Source organism: Gordonia sp. LMA167, assembly GCF_058130025.1.
Genome location: NZ_CM176708.1, coordinates 3,884,370 through 3,904,399, shown reverse-complemented (window position 1 = coordinate 3,904,399; position 20,030 = coordinate 3,884,370). Strand labels below are relative to the sequence as shown.

Below are 20,030 nucleotides of genomic sequence, written 5' to 3'. Positions count from 1 at the left end.
TTCGTGTCTTCGATTGGAAAGTCACCAGGTGCCCGAGGGCTCCTGATGGCGGTTTGTCGCCTGCACGACCGTGGCGGTCGCGATGAGCGGTGCCACCGCCGCCGAATGATGCGGCGAAAGCGACCGTACCCACGTGAGCAGGCATTTGCGAGTGCCACCCCTTCGAAATCCAGGAAATCGAGTGTTGTAGCGTCCCTCGCCCCTCGAACCTAGCCGACTGTCCCGACACGCGTTGATCGCAGGCCCCTGACTTCGGCTTTTGTTGAATCGATGCAGGTCAGCGCCCCGTCCGTCCGGCCGTCCGTCAGGCCGCCTCGACGGCACGGCAATTTCAGCCCCTGCCAGCGCTGATACACGTGTGACGCAAGTGAGGACCAGGATTTTTGAGGAATCAGATTCACCGTCGCGCGTGTCGCGCCACCCCGCGCCGTCCACCGCAGCTCCCACGGACACCTCGCGGGCTCAGCCGAACGCTGCCTCGACCTCGTCGCGCGCGGTCTCGAACGCCGAGCGCAGCGCCCCGACGTCCGGCCCGGCCCGCAGCACACCGCGACTGCTGGCGGGCAACACCCACTGCGTGTCGGCGCCCGCGAACACCTCGGGAAGGTCGGCGGCCGTCGCGCCCTGTGCACCGAGCCCGGGCGCGAGGATGGGCCCGTCGAGTGCGGAGAGGTCGAGACCGTGCGCGCGCGTCGCACCGACGACGAGTCCGACCGTCGCGGTGGCGTCGGCATTCTCGGTCGCGGCGGCATCAACGATGCTCTGGCCCACGCCTCGCCCGCCCGTGTCGGCGAGTTGGATCTCCGCGCCCTCGGGGTTCGAGGTCCGCGCGAGCACGAACACTCCCCGATCCCCCTCCCGCGCCGCGGTGATCGCCGGCGAGAGCGATCCGAATCCGAGATAGGGCGACACGGTGACCGCGTCGGCGCACAGAGCCGAGGAGTCGTCGAGCCAGGCCGACGCGTACGCGGCCATCGTGGAGCCGATGTCGCCCCGTTTCGCGTCCGCGAGAACGAGCGCTCCGGACTCCTGGCAGCCGCGGATCACCCGCTCCAGCACACCGAACCCGGATGCCCCGAACACCTCGAAGAACGCCACCTGCGGCTTGATCACCGCGGCGACGGGCGCCAGCGCCTCGACGCAGATCTGCGCGAACCGCGACAGCCCGTCCGACGACATCGGGAGGCCCCACTGCTCGAGCAGCTCGGGGTGCGGGTCGATACCGGCGCAGAGTCGGCCGCGCGCGGAGACCGCGCCTCGGAATCGGGGTGCGAATCCGTGGGCGGGGCTACCGGTCATCCCCGGTTCACCAGTACCGCGTGGCGCCGCTGCAACGACTGCACGTCCATCTGACCGTTCATGGCCGCCTCGATCCCCTGTACGGCCGCGCTGGCGCCCTGCACAGTGGTGATGCACGGGATGTTCACCGACACCGCGGCGCTGCGGATCTCGTAGCCGTCGACACGCGGGCCCGAGTTGCCATACGGAGTGTTGATCACCATGGCGACCTCGCCGGCCCGGATGATGTCGACGATCGTCGGTTCCCCGTCACCGCCCTCGAAATGCTTGCGGACGGTACGACATTCGATCCCGTTGCGCCGCAGCACATCTGCGGTTCCCTCGGTCGCCAGGATCTCGAATCCCAGGTCGTCGAGGTGTTTCACCGGGAAGATCAGCGCGCGCTTGTCCTTGTTGGCGACGGACACGAAGACCGCGCCCGACGTCGGCAACGACCCGTATGCGGCGGTCTGCGACTTGGCGAACGCGCGGCCGAAGTCGGCGTCGATCCCCATCACCTCGCCGGTCGACTTCATCTCCGGGCTGAGCAGGGAATCCACCCCGCTCCCGTCCTCACGGCGGAAGCGGTTGAACGGCAGGACGGCCTCCTTCACCGAGATCGGTGCGTGCGTCGGTGATTCACCGCCGTCGCCCGTGGCCTCGAGCAGGCCCTGATTGCGCAGCTCGGCGATCGACTCGCCGAGCATCAGGCGTGCACACGCCTTGGCCAGGGATACCGCGGTCGCCTTCGACACGAACGGCACCGTGCGGCTGGCACGCGGATTGGCCTCCAAAACATAGAGCACGTCGTCCTTGAGCGCGTACTGCACGTTGAGCAGCCCACGGACCCCGATGCCCTTCGCCAGGGCCTCGGTCGAGGCCCGCACCATGGCGAGATCGGAGCGTCCGAGAGTCACCGGCGGGAGCGCACACGCGGAGTCACCGGAGTGGATGCCGGCCTCCTCGATGTGTTCCATCACGCCGCCGATGTAGACCTCGTTGCCGTCGCACAGTGCATCGACGTCGATCTCCACCGCATCCTCGAGGAACCGGTCGACCAGCACCGGATGGTCGGCCGTCAACTCGGTGGCACGCGAGATGTAGTTCTCCAGGGACTGCTCGTCGTAGACGATCTCCATCCCGCGGCCACCGAGCACATACGAGGGCCGGACCAGTACCGGGTAGCCGATACGCGCCGCGGTGTCGCGGGCCTCGGCGAAGCTCGTCGCGGTGCCGAACGCGGGCGCCGGCAGCCCGGCGGCGGTGAGGACCTTGCCGAACTCGCCACGATCCTCGGCGAGGTCGATGGCCTCCGGGCTCGTCCCGACGATCGGGACGCCGGCGGCGGCGAGGCGATGTGCGAGGCCCAGCGGGGTCTGCCCGCCGAGCTGCACGATCACGCCGGCCACGGTCCCGGATTCCGATTCGGCTCGGTAGACCTCGAGGACGTCCTCGAAGGTCAGCGGCTCGAAGTAGAGTCGGTCGGCCGTGTCGTAGTCGGTGGACACCGTCTCCGGATTGCAGTTGACCATCACCGTCTCGTAGCCGGCCTCCGACAACGTGAGGGCGGCATGGACACACGAGTAGTCGAACTCGATGCCCTGGCCGATCCGGTTGGGACCCGATCCGAGAATCAGCACCTTGGGACGATCCGGTTGCGGCGCAACCTCACTGGTGGCCGCCGGATCCAGTTCATAGGTCGAGTAGTGATATGGCGTCTTGGCCTCGAACTCCGCGGCACAGGTGTCCACGGTCTTGTAGACCGGATGGATTCCCGCCCCGAGCCGGAACTCGCGCACCGCGGCCTCGTCGGCGAAATCGTCACGCAGCGCAGCGATCTGCCGGTCGGAGAAGCCGGTGCTCTTCGCCTCGCGCAACAACGCCTCGTCGAGGGAGTCCGCGTCGCGGATCGCGGAACCGAGCGCGGCGATCCCGCCGATCTCGGCCAGGAACCACGGGTCGATTGCGGTCGCCTCGTACAGTTGCTCGATCGACGCACCGGCTTCGAAGGCGAGCATCAACCCGTAGAGGCGGCCGTCCTTGGGCACCCTCAGCGACTCGAGCAGGCCGTCGGGGTCGATGCTCGCCGGATCCGGCCGGTTCGGTTCGGTCCAGAAGCCCGCGGCCTTGGTCTCCAGCGAGCGCATCACCTTGCCGAGCGCCTCGGCGAAGCTGCGGCCCAGGCTCATCGCCTCGCCCACCGACTTCATGGTGGTGGTCAGTGTGTCGTCGGCGCCGGGGAACTTCTCGAAGGCGAAGCGCGGCGCCTTGACGACGACATAGTCGAGCGTCGGCTCGAAGCAGGCAGGCGTCTCCTTCGTGATGTCGTTGACGATCTCGTCGAGGCTGTACCCGATGGCCAGTTTCGCGGCGATTTTGGCGATCGGGAAGCCGGTCGCCTTGGACGCCAGTGCCGACGAGCGCGACACCCGCGGGTTCATCTCGATGACGACGAGCCGCCCGTCACGCGGATCCTGTGCGAACTGGATGTTGCAGCCGCCGGTGTCGACGCCGACCTCACGCAGGATCGCGATCGAGAGGTCACGCATGATCTGGTACTCGCGGTCGGTCAGGGTCATCGCCGGCGCGACGGTCACCGAGTCGCCGGTGTGCACACCGACCGGATCGAGGTTCTCGATCGAACAGACGACCACCACGTTGTCGCGGTTGTCGCGCATCAGCTCGAGCTCGTATTCCTTCCAGCCGAGGATCGATTCCTCGATGAGCACGTTGGCGGTCGGGGACGCGGCGAGACCTCCGCCGGCGATGCGCTCGAGGTCGGCCTCGTTGTAGGCCATACCGGAACCCAGTCCGCCCATGGTGAACGACGGCCGCACGACGACGGGGTAGCCGAGTTCGGCGACGGTGTCGCGGACCTCGTCCATCGTGTGACAGACCGCCGAACGCGCGCTCTCGCCGCCGACTTTGGCGACGATGTCCTTGAACATCTGCCGGTCCTCGCCGCGCTGGATGGCGTCGAAGTCGGCGCCGATCAGCTCGATGTCGTACTTCTCCAGCGACCCACGGTCGTGCAGGGCCACAGCCGTGTTCAGTGCGGTCTGCCCGCCGAGGGTGGCGAGCACGGCGTCGATGGGATGCCCGGCGTCGCGTTCGGCCTCGATCACCTTCTCCACGTACTCCGCGGTGATCGGTTCGATGTAGGTGGCGTCGGCGAACTCCGGGTCGGTCATGATCGTCGCCGGGTTCGAGTTCACCAGACTGACGCGCAGGCCCTCGGCCTTCAACACCCGGCACGCCTGGGTGCCCGAGTAGTCGAACTCGCACGCCTGGCCGATGACGATCGGGCCGGAGCCGATCACGAGGACGTGGGAGATGTCTGTACGGCGCGGCATCAGGCACTCGCTCCTTGTGCTGAGCCACCCTCGAGCCGGGTGACGAACTTGTCGAAGAGGTAGGCGGCGTCGTGCGGGCCGGCCGCGGCCTCGGGGTGGTACTGGACGGAGAACGCTTGTCCGGACAGCAGTTCCACACCCTCGACGACGCCATCGTTGGCGCAGACATGACTGACACGGGCTCGACCGAAGTCGGTGTCGAACTCCTCGCCGGCCTCCCCCTCGAGCGCGAAGCCGTGGTTCTGCGCGGTGATCGACACCTTGCCGGTGACATTGTCGATGACCGGGATGTTGATCCCCCGGTGCCCGAACTTCATCTTGTAGGTGCTGCGACCGAATGCGCGGCCGAGGATCTGGTTGCCGAAGCAGATCCCGAAGAGCGGCACTCCCTCGCCCAGCACGCCCCGGGTCAGCTCGACCATGGCGTCGGCGGTCGCCGGATCGCCCGGGCCGTTGGACAGGAACACCCCGTCCGGTTTCAGGTCGGTGATCGCATCGAGGCCGACAGTGGACGGCAGGACGTGCACCCGGACACCGCGCTGACCGAACATCCGCGGGGTGTTGGTCTTGATGCCGAGGTCGAGGGCGGCGACCGTGAAGCGCGCCTCGCCATCCTCGGGTTCGACCACATAGCCGGAATCGGTCGTGACCTCACCGGCGAGGTCGGCCCCCTTCATCTCCGGCTGGCTGCGCACGCGGGCGACCAGCTCGTCGTCGCCGGCCAGTGCCGCCCCGGAGAAGATCCCGGCCCGCATCGACCCGTGGTCGCGCAGTACGCGGACCGCGGTGCGGGTGTCGATCCCGGCGATGCCGACGATCTCCTGGCGGCGCAGCTCGTCCTCCAGCGACGTGGTGGCCCGCCAGTTCGACACGCGCCGAGTGGGATTGCGGATCGCGTAACCGGCAACCCAGATCTTGCCGGAGTCACCGACAGACGAGTCACTGCCGGCGCTACCGGTGCTCTCCCCGTCTTCGGTGTTCCACCCGGTGTTGCCGATCTGCGGTGCGGTGGCGACCACGATCTGACGGTGATAGCTCGGGTCGGTCAGGGTCTCCTGGTACCCGGTCATCGCGGTGCAGAACACCGCCTCACCGAGCGTCTCACCCACCGCCCCGTACGGGAGCCCACGGAAGACCTGTCCGTTCTCCAGCACCAGAACTGCTGTGCTCATTGATCTTTCCCCTGTTCGATGTGCTCGGGTCCCGACCCTGCCCCTTCGGTTTCGGTGTCTCGGGCGTCGGTGTTCCCGGGTTCGGCGACGTCGGTGTGACCGTCGGCGGTGTCGGGGCGCGGGTCCTCGGTCACCCAGCCGGGATAACTGCTCTTGTCGTCGGCGCGCACGCCGGAATCGATCTCGGTTCCACTCGGTAGCACCCAGCGGATCACCAGCACACCGTCGGCGGTCATCACCTTGCCGGCCAGGCCTCGTTCGGTGCGGATCGCGGTGATCGACGGTCGCGGTATCCAGATGTCGGATGCACCCTGTCGTTCGATGAGAATGCCTTGCGGATAGGACGAGATCGCGGCCGCGGCCCGATCACCGAGATCGCCGACGGCGACCCGGTCCTGCCAGCTCGGTGCGATCGTGCTGCCGACGTAGAGCCCGGAGTCCGGTCCGCGTGTCGGGGCCGGCAGGCCATCGGGCACCGCGGGCGGGGTACCGATCAGGTCGGACTGCCGACGGCCCCGGTTGCGCCAGCCACGCATCACCAGCGCGATCAGCCCCAGCCAAACCAGCACCACGATCACCACGACGACGACCTCGAACCCGCTCATCGGGCGACCTTGCCGTCGCGGGCGGTCACGACCCCGCGCAGCACCGTCGCCGAGACCGTCGCCGGCATCGTCATCGCCTCGAACGGCGTGTTGGTGGACAGGCTCGCGAGCTCGTCACCATGGACCACCCAGGATGTGTCCGGGTCGACCAGGGTGAGGTTGCCCGGTTCGCCCACGTCGATCGGGCGCCCCTGATCGGTGAGTCCGACGATCTGTGCGGGACGCTCACTCATCACCCGCGCAACCCCACGCCAATCCAGCAGACCGGGGGTGACCATGGTTTCGACGACGATGGCCAGCGCGGTCTGCAGGCCGAGCATGCCCGGGCGTGCCAGGGCGAACTCGCAGGCCTTCTCCTGCGCCGCGTGCGGCGCATGATCGGTTGCGACGCAGTCGATCACACCGTCGGCGAGCGCCTGGCGCAGCGCCATCTTGTCGCGGGATTCACGCAGCGGCGGATTGACCTTGTTCACCGGGTCGTACGTGGCCAACCGCGAATCGTCGAGCAACAGATGGTGCGGCGTGACCTCGGCGCTGATCGAGATTCCCTGTGCCCGCGCCCACCGCACCAGTTCGACGGTGCCCTCGGTGGAGGCATGGCAGATGTGGACCCGTGTGCCGGCGTCGCGGGCCAGCAATGCGTCGCGGATGACGATCGACTCCTCGGCCGCGCGCGGCCACCCGGTCAGGCCGAGCCGAGAGGCGTTCGGGCCCTCGTGCGCGATCGCTCCCACCGTGAGCCTGGGCTCCTCGGCGTGCTGGGCGATGAGCACGTTCAGGCTCTTCGCATACTCGAGTGCGCGGCGCATCAGCAGCGGGTCGTCGACGCACTTGCCGTCGTCGCTGAACATGCGGACGCCGGCGGCGCCCGCGGCCATCATGCCCATCTCGGCGAGCTGAGTGCCCTTGAGCCCGACCGTGACCGCGCCGACCGGGTAGACGTCGACGAGGCCGACGTCACGACCGGTGCGCCACACGTTGTCGGTGACCGTGGAGTTGTCGGCCACGGGATCGGTGTTGGCCATTGCGAACACTGCCGTGTACCCACCGAGCGCGGCGGCCGCCGACCCGGTGCGGATGGTCTCGGTGTCCTCGCGCCCCGGCTCGCGAAGGTGAGTGTGCAGATCCACGAACCCGGGCAACAGGATCGCGCCGCCGCCATCGATGCGGTCCACCCCGTCGGGAGCGGTCAGGCCGGGCCCGATCTCGCTGATCTGTCCGTCGCTGACGAGGACATCGACCCGATCGCCGTCACCGTACGGCCGGACGTCGGCGATCAGGACCGAACCGGTTGTCGGAGCACTCACCTTGCCATCTCCACTCACTGAGCTCCTGTGTTGTCTGTGCCGACGAGGAGGCGGAAGAGCACCGCCATCCGTACATGCACACCGTTACGGACCTGTTCGAGAACGGTCGCCCGCGGCGAATCGGCCACCGAGTACCCGATCTCCATGCCGCGCAACATCGGACCGGGATGCAAGATCACCGCGTTGTCGGCGAGCAGCGCCATCCGCCGGTCGTTGAGTCCGTATCGGACCGAGTACTCGCGGGCACTCGGGAAGAATCCGCCGTTCATCCGCTCCGCCTGGACACGCAGCATCATCACCGCGTCGACCGCCGGTAGTTCGGCATCCAGATCGTGGGAGACGACGACCGGCCACTCCTCGACCCCGACGGGCAACAGTGTCTGCGGCGACACCAGCACCACCTCGGCACCCAGCGTCGAGAGCAGATGCGCGTTGGACCGCGCCACGCGTGAGTGCAGGATGTCGCCGACGATGGCGATCCGCCGGCCCTGCAGACCGCCGAGTCGCTGCCGGAGTGTCAGGGCGTCGAGGAGCGCTTGGGTCGGATGTTCGTGGGTACCGTCACCGGCATTGATCACGTTGGGTCCGGTGGACGAGTCCCCGTCGCCGGACGTCCAGGCAGCGATCTGGTGAGCCGCCCCGGATGCGGGATGCCGCACGATCAGCGCGTCGGCGCCGGCAGCGTGCAGGGTCTTGACGGTGTCCCGCAATGACTCGCCCTTGCCGGCAGAGCTGCTCGACGCGCTGACGTTGATGACGTCGGCGCTCATCCATTTCCCGGCGACCTCGAAGGAGACCCGGGTTCGGGTGGAGTTCTCGTAGAACACGGTCATGACCGTGCGGCCCCGCAGGGTGGGCAGCTTGCGCACCTCGCGTCCGGTGAGGGCCTGTTCGAAACGTTCCGCCTCGTCGAGGAGTTCGGTTGCCTCATCGGCCGACAGATCCTGGGTGGACAGCAGGTGGCGCATCACCGGCCGCCCCCTGTCTCCGGTGCCGACTGGGCGGGCGCGGGACTCAGCACCACCTCGTCGACCCCGTCATGCTCCTGGAGATGCACCGAGACCGACTCGTCCCGCGAGGTCGGGATGTTCTTGCCGACGTAGTCGGCGCGCAGCGGGAGTTCGCGATGTCCGCGATCGACCAGGACCGCCAGCTGGACGGCGGCCGGGCGACCGAGGTCACGCAGCGCATCCAGGGCGGCCCGGACCGTGCGACCGGAGAACAGGACGTCGTCGACCAGGATCACCACGGCATTGTCGACACCCCCGGTCGGGACCACGGTGCGCTCCAGCGGACGGTGTGGCTTCGCGCGCAGGTCGTCGCGGTAGAGGGTGATGTCGAGGTATCCGACGGGCACCTCTGTTCCCGCGAAATCGTTGATCTTCGCCGCCAGACGGGAAGCGAGATACGTGCCGCGGGTAGGGATTCCGATGATGACCACGCGGGGGGCGCCGGGCGCGTCGAGTGCCGTCTTCTCGATGACCTCGTGTGCGACCCGCGCGATGGTCCGGGAGACGTCGGAATCGTCGAGGAGCACCCGGCCCGTGGGTCGGGAACCATCGGTTGGCTGGGCACCATCTGATGACATGGCCATGCCGACCTCCTTCTCCGCCTCGCCGGACGGATCGTTAAAGGATGTCTGTCGCGAAAGACTCTACACGTCGCATCGTCGACGACCGAGCCGGTGAGCAGTGGCGTTCGTCAATGCGGCCGGTTCAGTCACGCCCGGCCGCACGCACCTGCGGCGCGAGCTCCGCGATCTTCGCCAGGACCCCGTTGACGAACGCCGGCGAGTCGTCGGTGGAGAGCTCTTTGGCCAACTCCACCGCCTCGTCGACGATCACGACGGGGTCGACGGCGAGGGAGTTGAACAACTCCCAGGTGGCCAGGCGAAGGATCGCCCGGTCGACTGCGGGAAGCCGCTCGAGGGTCCAGCCACGAAGGTGCGAGGAGACCACGGCGTCGATCTGCGGGAGATCGGCGCCGAGGCCCTCGATGACGGTCGCGGTGTAGTCGTGGATGGTGCCGACGCTCTCGTCGTCACGGACATACTCACGACGCTCGCTCACCAGCTGCGTCGGGCTGACGTTCTTGGCCTCCGCCTCGAACAGCAGATCGACCGCACGGCGGCGGGCCTTGTGTCGGGTACCGGGTTGCTTCACGGGATGCGAATCAGGCGTTGACGCGACCGAGATAGCTGCCGTCGCGCGAGTCGACCTTCAGCTTGTCACCGGTGTTGATGAACAGCGGAACCTGGATCTCCGCACCGGTCTCCATCGTCGCCGGCTTGGTGCCGCCGGTGGAACGATCGCCCTGCAGGCCCGGGTCGGTCTGCTCCACGAGCAGCTCGACAGTGACCGGGAGTTCCACGAACAGCGGGTTGCCCTCGTGCATCGACACCTGCACCGTCATGTTCTCCAGCAGGAACCGGGCGCCGTCACCCATGGTGGCCGGCGGGATCGCGATCTGCTCGAAGTCCTGGGCGTCCATGAACACGAAGTCGGTGCCGTCGTTGTACAGGTAGGTCATGTCGCGGCGGTCGACGGTTGCGGTCTCCACCTTGACGCCGGCGTTGAACGTCTTGTCGACGATCTTCCCGGACATCACGTTCTTGATCTTGGTGCGTACGAAGGCCGGGCCCTTGCCGGGCTTGACGTGCTGGAACTCCTGGATCTGCCAGAGCTGGTCGTCCATGCGCAGCACGAGGCCGTTCTTGAAATCGGCGGTGGTCGCCATGTGTTCTCTTCCTCTTGTTCGTCGGTCGTGTCGGTGTGGCCCGGTCCGTCTCGTGTCGGCGGTCGTGGGCCGTGCGCCCGTGCCGAGACGTCAGATGACGGTGAATGCCTTGTCGGTGGCGGTCAGCAGTTCCGGCGTGTCGTCCGTGACGACGAGTGTGTCCTCGATCCTGACGCCACCTCGCCCGGGGAGGTAGACGCCGGGTTCCACGGTCACCGCTGCGCCGCAAGGCAGTGTACCCGTCGCAAGTGCACCGATTCCCGGCGCTTCGTGGATTTGCAGTCCGACGCCGTGACCGAGGCCGTGGACGTAGTGGTCGGCGTGACCTGCATCGGCGATCACCGAGCGGGCGGCGGCGTCGACCTCGCGCAACTGTGCTCCCGGGTGCAGCGCGGCTCGGCCGGCCGCCTGGGCCACCGCGACCAGGTCGTAGATCTCGCGTTGCCAGTCAGCTGCTCGGCCCAGGACATAGGTCCGCGTCATGTCCGAGTGATAACCGCCGACCACCGATCCGAAGTCGATCTTCACGAAATCGCCGTCGGCCAGGACTGCGTCGGTCGGTCGGTGATGCGGAATGGCCGAGTTCGGCCCCGCAGCAACGATCGTCTCGAACGCGATCCCATCCGCGCCGAGCGCGAACATCTCCCACTCCAGTGCTCGCGCAACCTCACGCTCGGTCGCGCCGGGTCGGATCACGCCACGGTCGATGATCGTCGCCAGTGCCCGATCGCCGACGTCGCAGGCCCGACGCAGCAGTTCGATCTCGGCGTCGTCCTTGATCTCGCGAAGCCCCTGGACCAATCCGGTGACACCGACCAACTCGGCGTGTGAGCCGTCCGCCGCGTCGGACACACGCGTCAGGAGCGCGTGGTGCTCGGCCACCGTGACGGCATCTGCCTCGAAACCGATGGCGGCCGCACCCCCATCCGACGCGAAGATGACGAGCTCGGCGAGGCAGTTGCGGGCGATCACCGGTTCGAGGTCACCGGCCTGCTCGGCCACCTGGGTGAGGTAGCGACCATCCGTACAGATGCGGTCGGCGGAGGGATCGGACGCCGAGATCGACACCGCTCCGTTGGAGCCGGTGAATCCGCTCAGATAGCGCACATTGACGAGATCGCTGACCACGAAGGACTCGGTTGGTGGGTCGGACTCGGCGAGCCGTGCGCGCAGCCGGTCGCGGCGCGCGCGATGATCGCTGGTCATCCCGTCGGCAGACATCCCTCCAAGTTAGTCCAGGACGGCGAGCGCCCGAGTAGCCGCAGGACATCGTCGAGCGGCGATCCTCCGCATGCCGGCAACTGCGGCCCGAATGCAGCGCCGGGTCGCGTCCGCGCCGCGCCGTCGGGCACCAGGCGCGCGATGTCGAGGGCCGCCCGCGCGAGATCATCGTCCGGGTCGAACGGCCGTCCGATGGTCCGGGCGATATCCCAACCGTGGACGAAGTAATCGAGGAAGTGGAACGCAACGGCCCGTCCGCCCGGGATCGGCTGGTCACCACCGATCTCGGGCAGCACGAACGCCCGATCGCTCACGTCGGCCTCGGCAAAGGCCACGAGGAGCTCGGCCGCGGCGGCTCGATAGTCCCCGACCGGATCGGGCGATCCGGTCGGGGACTGCCAGGCTGCGCGATCGGCACCGCGTCCGCGCGCGGCGGCGGCGAAACCATGGTGCTGCGCCGTCATGTGCCCCAGCAGGGCACGCAGATCCCATCCCGCGCACGGCGTCGCGCGACACAGATCGGCCGTCCTGATGCGGCGACCAGCTCGACGGTGTGATCGACCGCTCGTCGATTGTTGTCCACAATAGTATTCATTCACATATCGTATGTGCCCGCATACGATATGTCGATGTGTATCTTTGACCCATGCCGACCGAGTACACCGATCAGCGACCGGACCTCGCCGAGATGGTCGTGCCACTCGGTCGCGCGCTGACCCGCCTCGAGGTTCCGGTTCTCGAGACACACGGACTGAGCATGTGGGGCTATGTGGTGCTGCGCAACCTCGAAACCGAACCGACGCGGTCGCAGGCGGCGCTCGCGGCGGCGATCGGTGCCGACAAATCACGGCTGATACCGGTGCTCGACCGCTTGCAGGACGACGGACTCATCGAGCGGATCCCGGACCCGGACGATCGGCGTGTCCGCCTGCTCTCGATCACCGATCGGGGTTGTTCGGTGCGCGACACGGCCCGACGGGACATCCGCGCGAGCGAGGAGCGACTTCTGGGTCGATTTCCCGACGCGGACCGGGCCGGGTTCCTGAGAACCCTGCAAGCACTCTCGCTGATCGCATCGGCCTCGCCGGACGGCATCGACGACTGAGCTCACCACCGGATATCCCGGTGGGTGGGGATGTGTTTTCGAACACGTTCTACATTGCGTACCCTGTCGGCTATGTCTTCGTGGTTGCCGCGCGGTCTGGTCATGACCGCCGTACACGTCCTCGCTCGCGTCCTGCTCGGAGTGGCCGTCGTCAACGCACCTCTGCACACCACCGTCTGGAAGACGATCGCCATCGGCGCGGTCGTCCTCATCGCCCTCATCTGGGGCGGGATCGACGGCATGGCGGACGCGCGGGCCAATCCCGATCCGGACGACTACGACGACCTCACCGTGCGCTGGCTACAAGCGGGCCTGCTCGCCGGTGTGCTGGCCGGGATCATCTGCTGGGTGCTCGGGCGATTCTTCTTCACGGGAATCGGCGAGTCCGGGCTGTTCATCGAGATCGTCGCCGGTGGCTCGTTCACCGCGCTGCTGATCTTTGCGCCCGCCTTCGTCGGCGCCGCGATCGGCCGCTGGCTGATCCGCCGTGACCAGCGCAAGGGCCAGAACGACGAGGACGACTGGTCGGTGCATCCCGATCGGGACGGCGAACACGTGCCGAGCTGACACCGCCCCCACCCCCCCGGAACACACCGAACGCCCGCCGACAACGAGTCGGCGGGCGTTCGGTGTGTGAATACGTACGTCAGAGGAGCACGGCGGCCGACGTCGCGTCGCCCCCGATCGCCGAGTATGCGGCGGCGATGAGGCCGGGGTCGGGACCCTCGAGTCGACCGGGCTTGGCCAGACCGTCGAGGACGACAAATCGCAGCACGCCGGACCTGTTCTTCTTGTCCCCGGACATGGTCTCCAGCAGGTCCGGCAGCGCGTCGGCGTCGTAGGTCGTCGGCAGCCCCACCATCTCCAGCACGGTCCGGTGGCGGTCGGCGGTGGCGTCGTCCAGGCGGCCGGCCAGGCGTGCCAACTCCGCTGCGAAGACCAGCCCCACCGACACCGCCGCACCGTGGCGCCACTTGTAACGCTCACGTCGTTCGATGGCGTGGCCCAGCGTGTGGCCGTAGTTCAGGATCTCGCGCAGCGAGGATTCCTTCAGGTCGGCCGACACCACGTCGGCCTTCACCTGCACCGACCTCCGGATGAGTTCCGGCAGCACGGTGCCGGCGGTGTCGACCGCCGCCTGGGGGTCGGCCTCGATGATGTCGAGGATGACGGGGTCGGCGATGAACCCGGTCTTGATCACCTCGGCCAGTCCGGCGACGACCTCGTTGTGCGGCACGGTCTCCAGCGTCGCGGTGTCGATCAGGACGGCATCGGGTTCGTGGAACGAGCCGACGAGGTTCTTGCCGGCGTCGGTGTTGATGCCGGTCTTCCCGCCGACCGCCGCGTCGACCATGGCCAGCAGCGTCGTCGGGATGTGGATGACCCCGATGCCCCGCATCCAGGTCGCCGCCACGAACCCGGCGAGGTCGGTCGCGGCTCCCCCACCCAGGCTGATCACCTTGTCGTTGCGCTTCAGCCCGATCCGGCCGAACACGTCCCAGCAGAACGCGGCCACCGACAGGTCCTTGCCGGCCTCGGCGTCCGGGATCTCCACCCGATGGGCGTCGAAACCCTTGTCGGCGAGGAATTCCCGGATCTGCTCCGCGGTCTGCGCCAAGGTCGGCTGGTAGAGGATCGCGATCCGATCCGCCCCGGTTGCCGCCACGGCCACGTCGTCGAGCAGTCCCCGACCGATGATCACGTCGTAGGGTGCTCCGGCATTCACCGTGATCGCTACCGGCTCGGTCATGTGGTCGATGCCCTTTCTGGTATGCGGGTGCGGGCGAGGACGGCGATGATCGCATCGGCGACCTCGCCGGGGTCGCCGGCCGCGGCGTCCACGGCGAATGTGGCCGTGCTCGCATAGGTCTCGTGTCGTTCGGCGAGCAGATCGCCGTAGCGCTGATGTGGGTCCTCACCGGCGATCAGCGGGCGGTCACTGTCACGGACGCGGGCGAAACCGTCGTCGGCGGAGATCTCCAGATAGACCACGCGGTGACCGGTCAGCCCCTCGGCGACCGCGGGAGTCATCACCGCACCACCGCCGAGCGCGACGACGCCACCGTGTGAACTCAGGACGTCGAGGACCACGTCCCGCTCGATCTCGCGGAAGCGCTCGGGTCCGTCGGTGGTGAAGATCTCCGGGATCGGACGGCCGGTGGTACGTACGACCTCGGCGTCGGTGTCGACGAAGTCGACCCCGAGACGTTCGGCCAGGATGCGGCCGACGGTCGACTTGCCTGCCCCCATGAAGCCGATGAGGACGGCCACCGGCCGCCGATCGGTTCTCGGAACGGTCATGAGCGCGGCGGCCGGAGTTCGATGGCCTTCAGGTATCCGGCGAGATTGCCGGCCGTCTCGGCGACCGAATCGCCGCCGAACTTGTCGAGCGCGGCCTGCGCGAGGACCAGCGCGACCATGGCCTCGGCGACCACACCGGCGGCGGGCACCGCGCACACGTCGGAACGCTGATGGATCGCGACGGCCTCGTCGCCGGTGGACATGTCGACGGTGGACAACGCGCGCGGCACGGTCGAGATCGGCTTCATCGCGGCCCGTACACGCACGTCCTCACCGTTGGTCATACCACCTTCGAGACCGCCGGCGCGGTTGGTCGACCGCGCGATGCCGTCCGGCCCGGGCACCATCTCGTCGTGCGCCTGGCTGCCGCGACGCCGCGCGGTCGTGAAACCATCGCCGACCTCGACACCCTTGATCGCCTGGATGCCCATCAGCGCGCCGGCCAGGCGAGCGTCGAGGCGGGTCTCCCCGCTGACGTGGGAGCCGAGCCCCACCGGAACACCGGTGGCGACGACCTCGACGACGCCACCGAGAGTGTCACCGTCCTTCTTGGCGGCCTCGATCTCTGCGATCATCTGCTGCTCGGACTCCGCCGAGAACGCACGGACGGGGCTCTCGTCGATCGCGGGCAGGTCGGAGAACCGCGGTGCCGGACCGTCGTAGGGTTCGCTCGCGCCGATCGAGATGACGTGCGAGAGCACCTCGATCCCGAACACCTGACGAAGGAAGTTCCGTGCGACCGTTCCGGCGGCGACGCGCGCCGCCGTCTCCCGTGCACTGGCGCGTTCGAGCACCGGCCGTGCGTCGTCGAATCCGTACTTGAGCATCCCGGAGTAATCTGCATGGCCGGGCCGCGGGCGGGTGAGCGCCGCGTTGCGAGCACTGCCCTCGAGTTCGGCCGGATCGACCGGATCGGCTGCCATCACCGTTTCCCATTTGGGCCACTCGGTGTTCCCGATCTCGACCGCGACCGGGCCGCCCATCGTGCGGCCGTGCCGCAGACCGCCGACGACGGTGATCTTGTCCGCCTCGAACTTCATCCGCGCACCACGGCCATAGCCGAGCCGACGGCGCGCGAGTTGTTCGGCGATGTCGGACGAGGTGATCTCCACTCCGGCCACCATCCCCTCGACGATGGCGACCAGGGCCGGGCCATGAGACTCTCCGGCGGTTATCCAGCGCAACACAGTGCTCAATTGTTCCATGTGCCGCCCGGGACCCCACCACCGCCTGCGCACGGCGGTGAGGTCACACGTCACGCGCGAATCGCAGTGGTGACCGGCTCGGGCCACCCGATGGCGTGCACCGCGGCCTGCGCCGTTTTCGGCGGACCCGCATGCGCGCTGATGGGTTCACGGTGCGGCACTGGGCGGTATCGCGTGTTGCCACTGCCGTCTCAGCGACTGCCTCAGCGACGCCGGACTGTCCCCGAACCAGCGCTGACACGATCGGGACAGCACGCTTTGCTCGGCGTAGCCCAGTTCCCGGGCCAGGTGGCTCAGTGCGATGTCGGTATCACGCAAGTAGCGCACGGTCATCTCGCGCCGCACGTCATCGACAAGCGCGTTGAAGGTCGTCCCTTCGGAGACGAGTCGACGTCGCAACGTATTCGGATGCAAACGAAACTGCTCGGCGACGATCGGGACCGTGGCCGAACCCGTCGGCAGCAGTTGCCGGACGAGCTCACGTATCGACGACGACATCGTCGGCCGGTGCCGGTCGATGACGGTGTCGAGGTACTCCAGCACGACGCGATGAGCCATGTCGTCGCGTACCAGCGGCCGCTGCAGCTCGGAGGCCAGCACGGTCATCCCGGCTCGCTGCGCGGAGAACTTCGGTGTGCAGGAGAAGTACTGCCGGTACTCCTCCGGCGAGACCAGTGGGGTGTGCGGAATGTGCACCGTCGTCGGTGCATATCCGGACCCGAGCAGGAATCGCAACACCCGCAGCATCACACCCAGCCCCAGTTCGAATGTCTGCGGACATGCGGGCGGATGGGGAATCAGGATCTTGAACTCCAGAAACGATGTCTCGTCGCCCGGGTCGATCACCACCGAATTCGACGGGCTGTACGTGCCCAGATAGCTCTCGAAGATATCGATCGCCCCGGCCACGGACTTCGCCGTTCGGGCGGCGACACCGACCGGCCCGAACATCTCGATGCCCTGACGCTCGGCGAGCCGACGGCCGAAGTCGGGTGTCTGCGTCGCCCTGGCCGCCGATTCGATTGCGTCGATGTGCGCCAAATAGGTGATGAATGCGTCGAAATTGCCGACATCAGCCAACCGAATGCCTGCGGATGTGAGCAGCGCATCGGGGTCGCCGCCCAACTCGGACACCACTTCCGGATAACCGCGCATCGACGTGCCCCGGATCACAGACATGCTCTCTACTGTCAAAAACATGGGCTCTGCTGTCAATACTCCCCTATCTCGGAGCGCGCAAACTCACTTCACTGACATCGATTGGTGACAGATCACAGTCTGAACAGAAAGTGACAGTTGGTCATGACAGAGAAGAACCGTAAGTGGCTGCTCGCCAGGCGCCCCTCGGGAATCGTGGGCCCCGAGGATTTCGATCTGGAGGTCGAGCCCGTGCCATCGATCGCCCAGGGTCAGTTCCTCGTTCGCAACCGCTGGCTGAGTTGCGACCCCGCCCAGCGCACCTACATGGAGTTCGACAGCTACATCCCGGCGGTCGAGATCGGCGAGATGATGGTCGGCGCGTCGGTCGGCGAGGTCGTCGAGTCCCGCCACCCCGACTTCCAGGTGGGTGACGTGGTGTCCGGCGCTTTCGGCTGGCAGGACTACGCGGTCAGCGACGGGTCGCCGTTCGCCGGCCTCATCCCTCCGGTAACCGTCCCGGCGGGCGTCGACGCGCCGACTGCACTGTCGCTGTTCGGCATCACCGGGCTCACCGCGTACATCGGCCTCCAAGACGTGGCGGAGATCAAGGCCGGCGACACCGTGGTGGTCTCGGGTGCGGCCGGAGCGGTCGGATCGGTCGCCTGCCAGATCGCCAGGATCAAGGGCGCCCGGGTCGTGGGCATCGCGGGCGGACCCCGCAAGTGCGCGCTGCTGCGCGACGAACTCAACCTCGACGATGCGATCGACTACAAGAACGAGGACGTCGACGCCCGGCTCGGTGCGACGTGCCCGGACGGCATCGACGTCATCTTCGACAACGTCGGCGGAGAGATCCTCGATGCGGCGCTCGCACACATCGCGGTCGGCGCCCGGGTCGCGCTCTGTGGGTCGGTCTCCGGCTACAGCGAGTCCCAGGGACTGGTCCCGGTGCGCAACGTCTTCAACCTCACCCTGCAGCGCGCCACCATGCGCGGCTTCCTGGTCTTCGACCACCTCGATCGGGCGGAGGCGGCGATCGGTGATCTCGCGACCTGGGCCGCCGAAGGAAAGATCAACAACCAGATCGACATCGTCGAGGGTCTCGAGAATGCGCCCAGTGCGCTGCGACGCCTCTTCACCGGCGAGAACGTCGGCAAGCAGCTCGTCAAGATCACCGACAACTGATCCGCAACCGACCGAAAACCTACTCCCCCAACACGACAAGGAACTCTCATGGGAATGCTCAACGACAAGAAGGCCATCATCACCGGCGGCGCCAACGGCATCGGCGAACAGACCGTACGGCTGTTCCTCGAACACGGCGCCAGCGTCGTGATCGCCGACATGAACGCCGATCGCGGCAAGCAGCTGGCCGACGAGCTGGGCCCCAAGGCCACATTCTGCGAGGTCGATCTCGCCGAGGCCGAGCAGATCGGACCGATGATCGAACAGGCCGTCGGATTCCTCGGCGGCCTGGACATCCTGGTCAACAACGCCGGCTACGGCATCTACGGCCGCACCCACCTCATCGATCCGGCCGACTGGCACAAGATCATCGACGTCGACCTCAACGCCGTGTTCCATACGTGCCGTCACGCACTGCCCCACCTGATGAAGCAGGGTGGCAGCATCATCAACACCGCCTCGGTGTCGGGCACCCGCGCGGACTACGGGTTCAACGCCTACGCGGCGGCCAAGGGCGGCGTGATCAACTACACCCGCAACCTGGCCCTGGACTACGCGCTCGACAACATCCGCGTCAACTGCATCTCCCCCGGTCTGATCGAGACGCAGCTGACCGGCCCGTTGCGCGGGCATCCGGACGCGTTCCAGAGCTACATGGACAACATCCCGATGTCTCGTGTGGGAGTGCCGATGGAGATCGCCAAGGTCATGCTGTTCCTGGCCTCGGACCTGGCGTCCTACGTGACCGGTCAGGAGATCGCGGTGGATGGCGGCGTGACCGCCTGGAACGGCCAGCCCCGCTTCACCAAGCACTTCGGGGACGTCGTCATCGCAGGGTGAGTCCCGCGATCAGCGCGTGAGCGGCGGGTCCGGTTCATCTCGTCCGGACCTGCCGTCGCTGAATGGCCATGACACTGCCGGCGGGCGCCGTCTCTGGACACCGCGACCATGCGGTGGCCATCAGGCCACGAGAGCATCTGCTGTTCATGCGACGAACGTGAGCACGCAGACGGTCGCGGCGATCAGCGCCGGAGCGTGCGGTTGGGCGTCGACCCGTCGGGCGACAACGTGTGCAGCGAGACCGAACAGCGCAGCGACGAGCACCGCGATCAGGCCGGTCGCGACGTCGGCGAGCAGGCCACCGAGCACGAAAGCCAATTTCACATCGCCACCACCGCAGAGGCCGGCGAGCGCGGCAACGGCATACGGCGCCGCGGTCAGGACGGCCGCGAGGCCGACCGTCGGCTCGACCGGGGTGTAGGCGAGTGTCGCCGCGATCCCGGGCCAGAGCGATGACGTCGGGATGCGACGGGTCCGCAGGTCGGCGACGGTGATCCGGGACAGCCACAGCAGCATGATCCACAGGCACATGCGTCGAGCGTGCCCCACGAGGAGCGCGGCGCCGAGATTTCTTCCACAGGC

At 67.6% G+C, this 20,030-nt stretch carries 20 protein-coding genes; 4 read left to right on the top strand and 16 right to left on the bottom strand.

What is annotated here, in order from left to right; translation table 11 throughout:
* Positions 1-462 precede the first annotated feature (462 nt).
* The 11 genes from pyrF to ACVT6V_RS17725 form a co-directional block, all read right to left on the bottom strand.
* Positions 463-1,299, bottom strand: a complete 837-nt coding sequence (gene pyrF, locus ACVT6V_RS17775; RefSeq protein WP_489895042.1) for an orotidine-5'-phosphate decarboxylase — start codon at positions 1,297-1,299, stop codon at positions 463-465.
* On the bottom strand, positions 1,296-4,631 hold the full coding sequence (gene carB / locus ACVT6V_RS17770) for a carbamoyl-phosphate synthase large subunit (protein WP_489895040.1): 3,336 nt from the start codon (positions 4,629-4,631) through the stop codon (positions 1,296-1,298). Before carB ends, pyrF begins: the two co-directional genes overlap by 4 nt.
* Positions 4,631-5,803, bottom strand: coding sequence for a glutamine-hydrolyzing carbamoyl-phosphate synthase small subunit (gene carA / locus ACVT6V_RS17765; protein WP_489895038.1), 1,173 nt, complete (start codon positions 5,801-5,803; stop codon positions 4,631-4,633). The genes carB and carA overlap by 1 nt, the downstream gene beginning before the upstream one ends.
* A complete protein-coding gene (locus ACVT6V_RS17760) occupies positions 5,800-6,408 on the bottom strand; it encodes a PH-like domain-containing protein (RefSeq protein WP_489895036.1) in 609 nt (202 codons plus the stop codon). The genes carA and ACVT6V_RS17760 overlap by 4 nt, the downstream gene beginning before the upstream one ends.
* Positions 6,405-7,715, bottom strand: coding sequence for a dihydroorotase (locus ACVT6V_RS17755; protein WP_489895034.1), 1,311 nt, complete (start codon positions 7,713-7,715; stop codon positions 6,405-6,407). The genes ACVT6V_RS17760 and ACVT6V_RS17755 overlap by 4 nt, the downstream gene beginning before the upstream one ends.
* Before the next feature lie 14 nt (positions 7,716-7,729).
* Positions 7,730-8,683, bottom strand: coding sequence for an aspartate carbamoyltransferase catalytic subunit (locus tag ACVT6V_RS17750; RefSeq protein ID WP_489900864.1), 954 nt, complete (start codon positions 8,681-8,683; stop codon positions 7,730-7,732).
* Positions 8,683-9,303: a bifunctional pyr operon transcriptional regulator/uracil phosphoribosyltransferase PyrR gene (gene pyrR, locus ACVT6V_RS17745; RefSeq protein WP_489900863.1), complete on the bottom strand. Its 621-nt coding sequence runs from the start codon at positions 9,301-9,303 to the stop codon at positions 8,683-8,685. The genes ACVT6V_RS17750 and pyrR overlap by 1 nt, the downstream gene beginning before the upstream one ends.
* A gap of 127 nt (positions 9,304-9,430) precedes the next feature.
* Positions 9,431-9,877 carry a transcription antitermination factor NusB gene (gene nusB / locus ACVT6V_RS17740; protein WP_489895032.1) on the bottom strand — a complete coding sequence of 149 codons (447 nt, stop codon included), beginning with the start codon at positions 9,875-9,877 and terminating at the stop codon, positions 9,431-9,433.
* A gap of 10 nt (positions 9,878-9,887) precedes the next feature.
* Entirely contained in the window at positions 9,888-10,451 is a 564-nt protein-coding gene (gene efp, locus ACVT6V_RS17735; RefSeq protein ID WP_489895030.1) for an elongation factor P, read from the bottom strand.
* A 90-nt stretch (positions 10,452-10,541) separates the two neighbouring features.
* The gene (locus tag ACVT6V_RS17730; RefSeq protein ID WP_489895028.1) at positions 10,542-11,672 is read right to left on the bottom strand and encodes a M24 family metallopeptidase; all 1,131 of its coding nucleotides are present in this window, start codon (positions 11,670-11,672) and stop codon (positions 10,542-10,544) included.
* A complete protein-coding gene (locus tag ACVT6V_RS17725; protein ID WP_489900862.1) occupies positions 11,654-12,190 on the bottom strand; it encodes a TIGR03086 family metal-binding protein in 537 nt (178 codons plus the stop codon). Before ACVT6V_RS17725 ends, ACVT6V_RS17730 begins: the two co-directional genes overlap by 19 nt.
* A 128-nt stretch (positions 12,191-12,318) precedes the next feature.
* Between ACVT6V_RS17725 and ACVT6V_RS17720 the strand changes: the two genes are divergently transcribed.
* Both ACVT6V_RS17720 and ACVT6V_RS17715 read left to right on the top strand, forming a co-directional pair.
* Positions 12,319-12,777 (top strand): MarR family winged helix-turn-helix transcriptional regulator, encoded by a 459-nt coding sequence (locus ACVT6V_RS17720; protein ID WP_489895026.1) that lies wholly within the window; start codon positions 12,319-12,321, stop codon positions 12,775-12,777.
* Positions 12,778-12,849: 72 nt separating this feature from the next.
* Positions 12,850-13,344, top strand: a complete 495-nt coding sequence (locus tag ACVT6V_RS17715; protein WP_489895024.1) for a B-4DMT family transporter — start codon at positions 12,850-12,852, stop codon at positions 13,342-13,344.
* A 79-nt stretch (positions 13,345-13,423) separates the two neighbouring features.
* Here ACVT6V_RS17715 and aroB read toward each other — a convergent pair whose 3' ends face one another.
* The 4 genes from aroB to ACVT6V_RS17695 form a co-directional block, all read right to left on the bottom strand.
* Entirely contained in the window at positions 13,424-14,527 is a 1,104-nt protein-coding gene (aroB, locus tag ACVT6V_RS17710; RefSeq protein ID WP_489895022.1) for a 3-dehydroquinate synthase, read from the bottom strand.
* Positions 14,524-15,078, bottom strand: coding sequence for a shikimate kinase (locus ACVT6V_RS17705; protein WP_489895020.1), 555 nt, complete (start codon positions 15,076-15,078; stop codon positions 14,524-14,526). Before ACVT6V_RS17705 ends, aroB begins: the two co-directional genes overlap by 4 nt.
* A complete protein-coding gene (aroC, locus tag ACVT6V_RS17700) occupies positions 15,075-16,283 on the bottom strand; it encodes a chorismate synthase (RefSeq protein ID WP_489895018.1) in 1,209 nt (402 codons plus the stop codon). Before aroC ends, ACVT6V_RS17705 begins: the two co-directional genes overlap by 4 nt.
* Positions 16,284-16,430: 147 nt before the next feature.
* Positions 16,431-17,462, bottom strand: a complete 1,032-nt coding sequence (locus ACVT6V_RS17695; RefSeq protein ID WP_489895016.1) for an AraC family transcriptional regulator — start codon at positions 17,460-17,462, stop codon at positions 16,431-16,433.
* A gap of 123 nt (positions 17,463-17,585) precedes the next feature.
* Here ACVT6V_RS17695 and ACVT6V_RS17690 point away from each other — a divergent pair, with 123 nt between their 5' ends.
* Together ACVT6V_RS17690 and budC are read left to right on the top strand one after the other, a co-directional pair.
* Entirely contained in the window at positions 17,586-18,608 is a 1,023-nt protein-coding gene (locus tag ACVT6V_RS17690; protein ID WP_489895014.1) for an NADP-dependent oxidoreductase, read from the top strand.
* Positions 18,609-18,656: 48 nt separating this feature from the next.
* The gene (budC, locus tag ACVT6V_RS17685; RefSeq protein ID WP_489895012.1) at positions 18,657-19,448 is read left to right on the top strand and encodes a meso-2,3-butanediol dehydrogenase; all 792 of its coding nucleotides are present in this window, start codon (positions 18,657-18,659) and stop codon (positions 19,446-19,448) included.
* A gap of 144 nt (positions 19,449-19,592) precedes the next feature.
* Here the strand turns inward: budC and ACVT6V_RS17680 are convergent, their stop codons facing one another.
* Positions 19,593-19,979: a prepilin peptidase gene (locus ACVT6V_RS17680; RefSeq protein ID WP_489895010.1), complete on the bottom strand. Its 387-nt coding sequence runs from the start codon at positions 19,977-19,979 to the stop codon at positions 19,593-19,595.
* Positions 19,980-20,030: the final 51 nt, after the last annotated feature.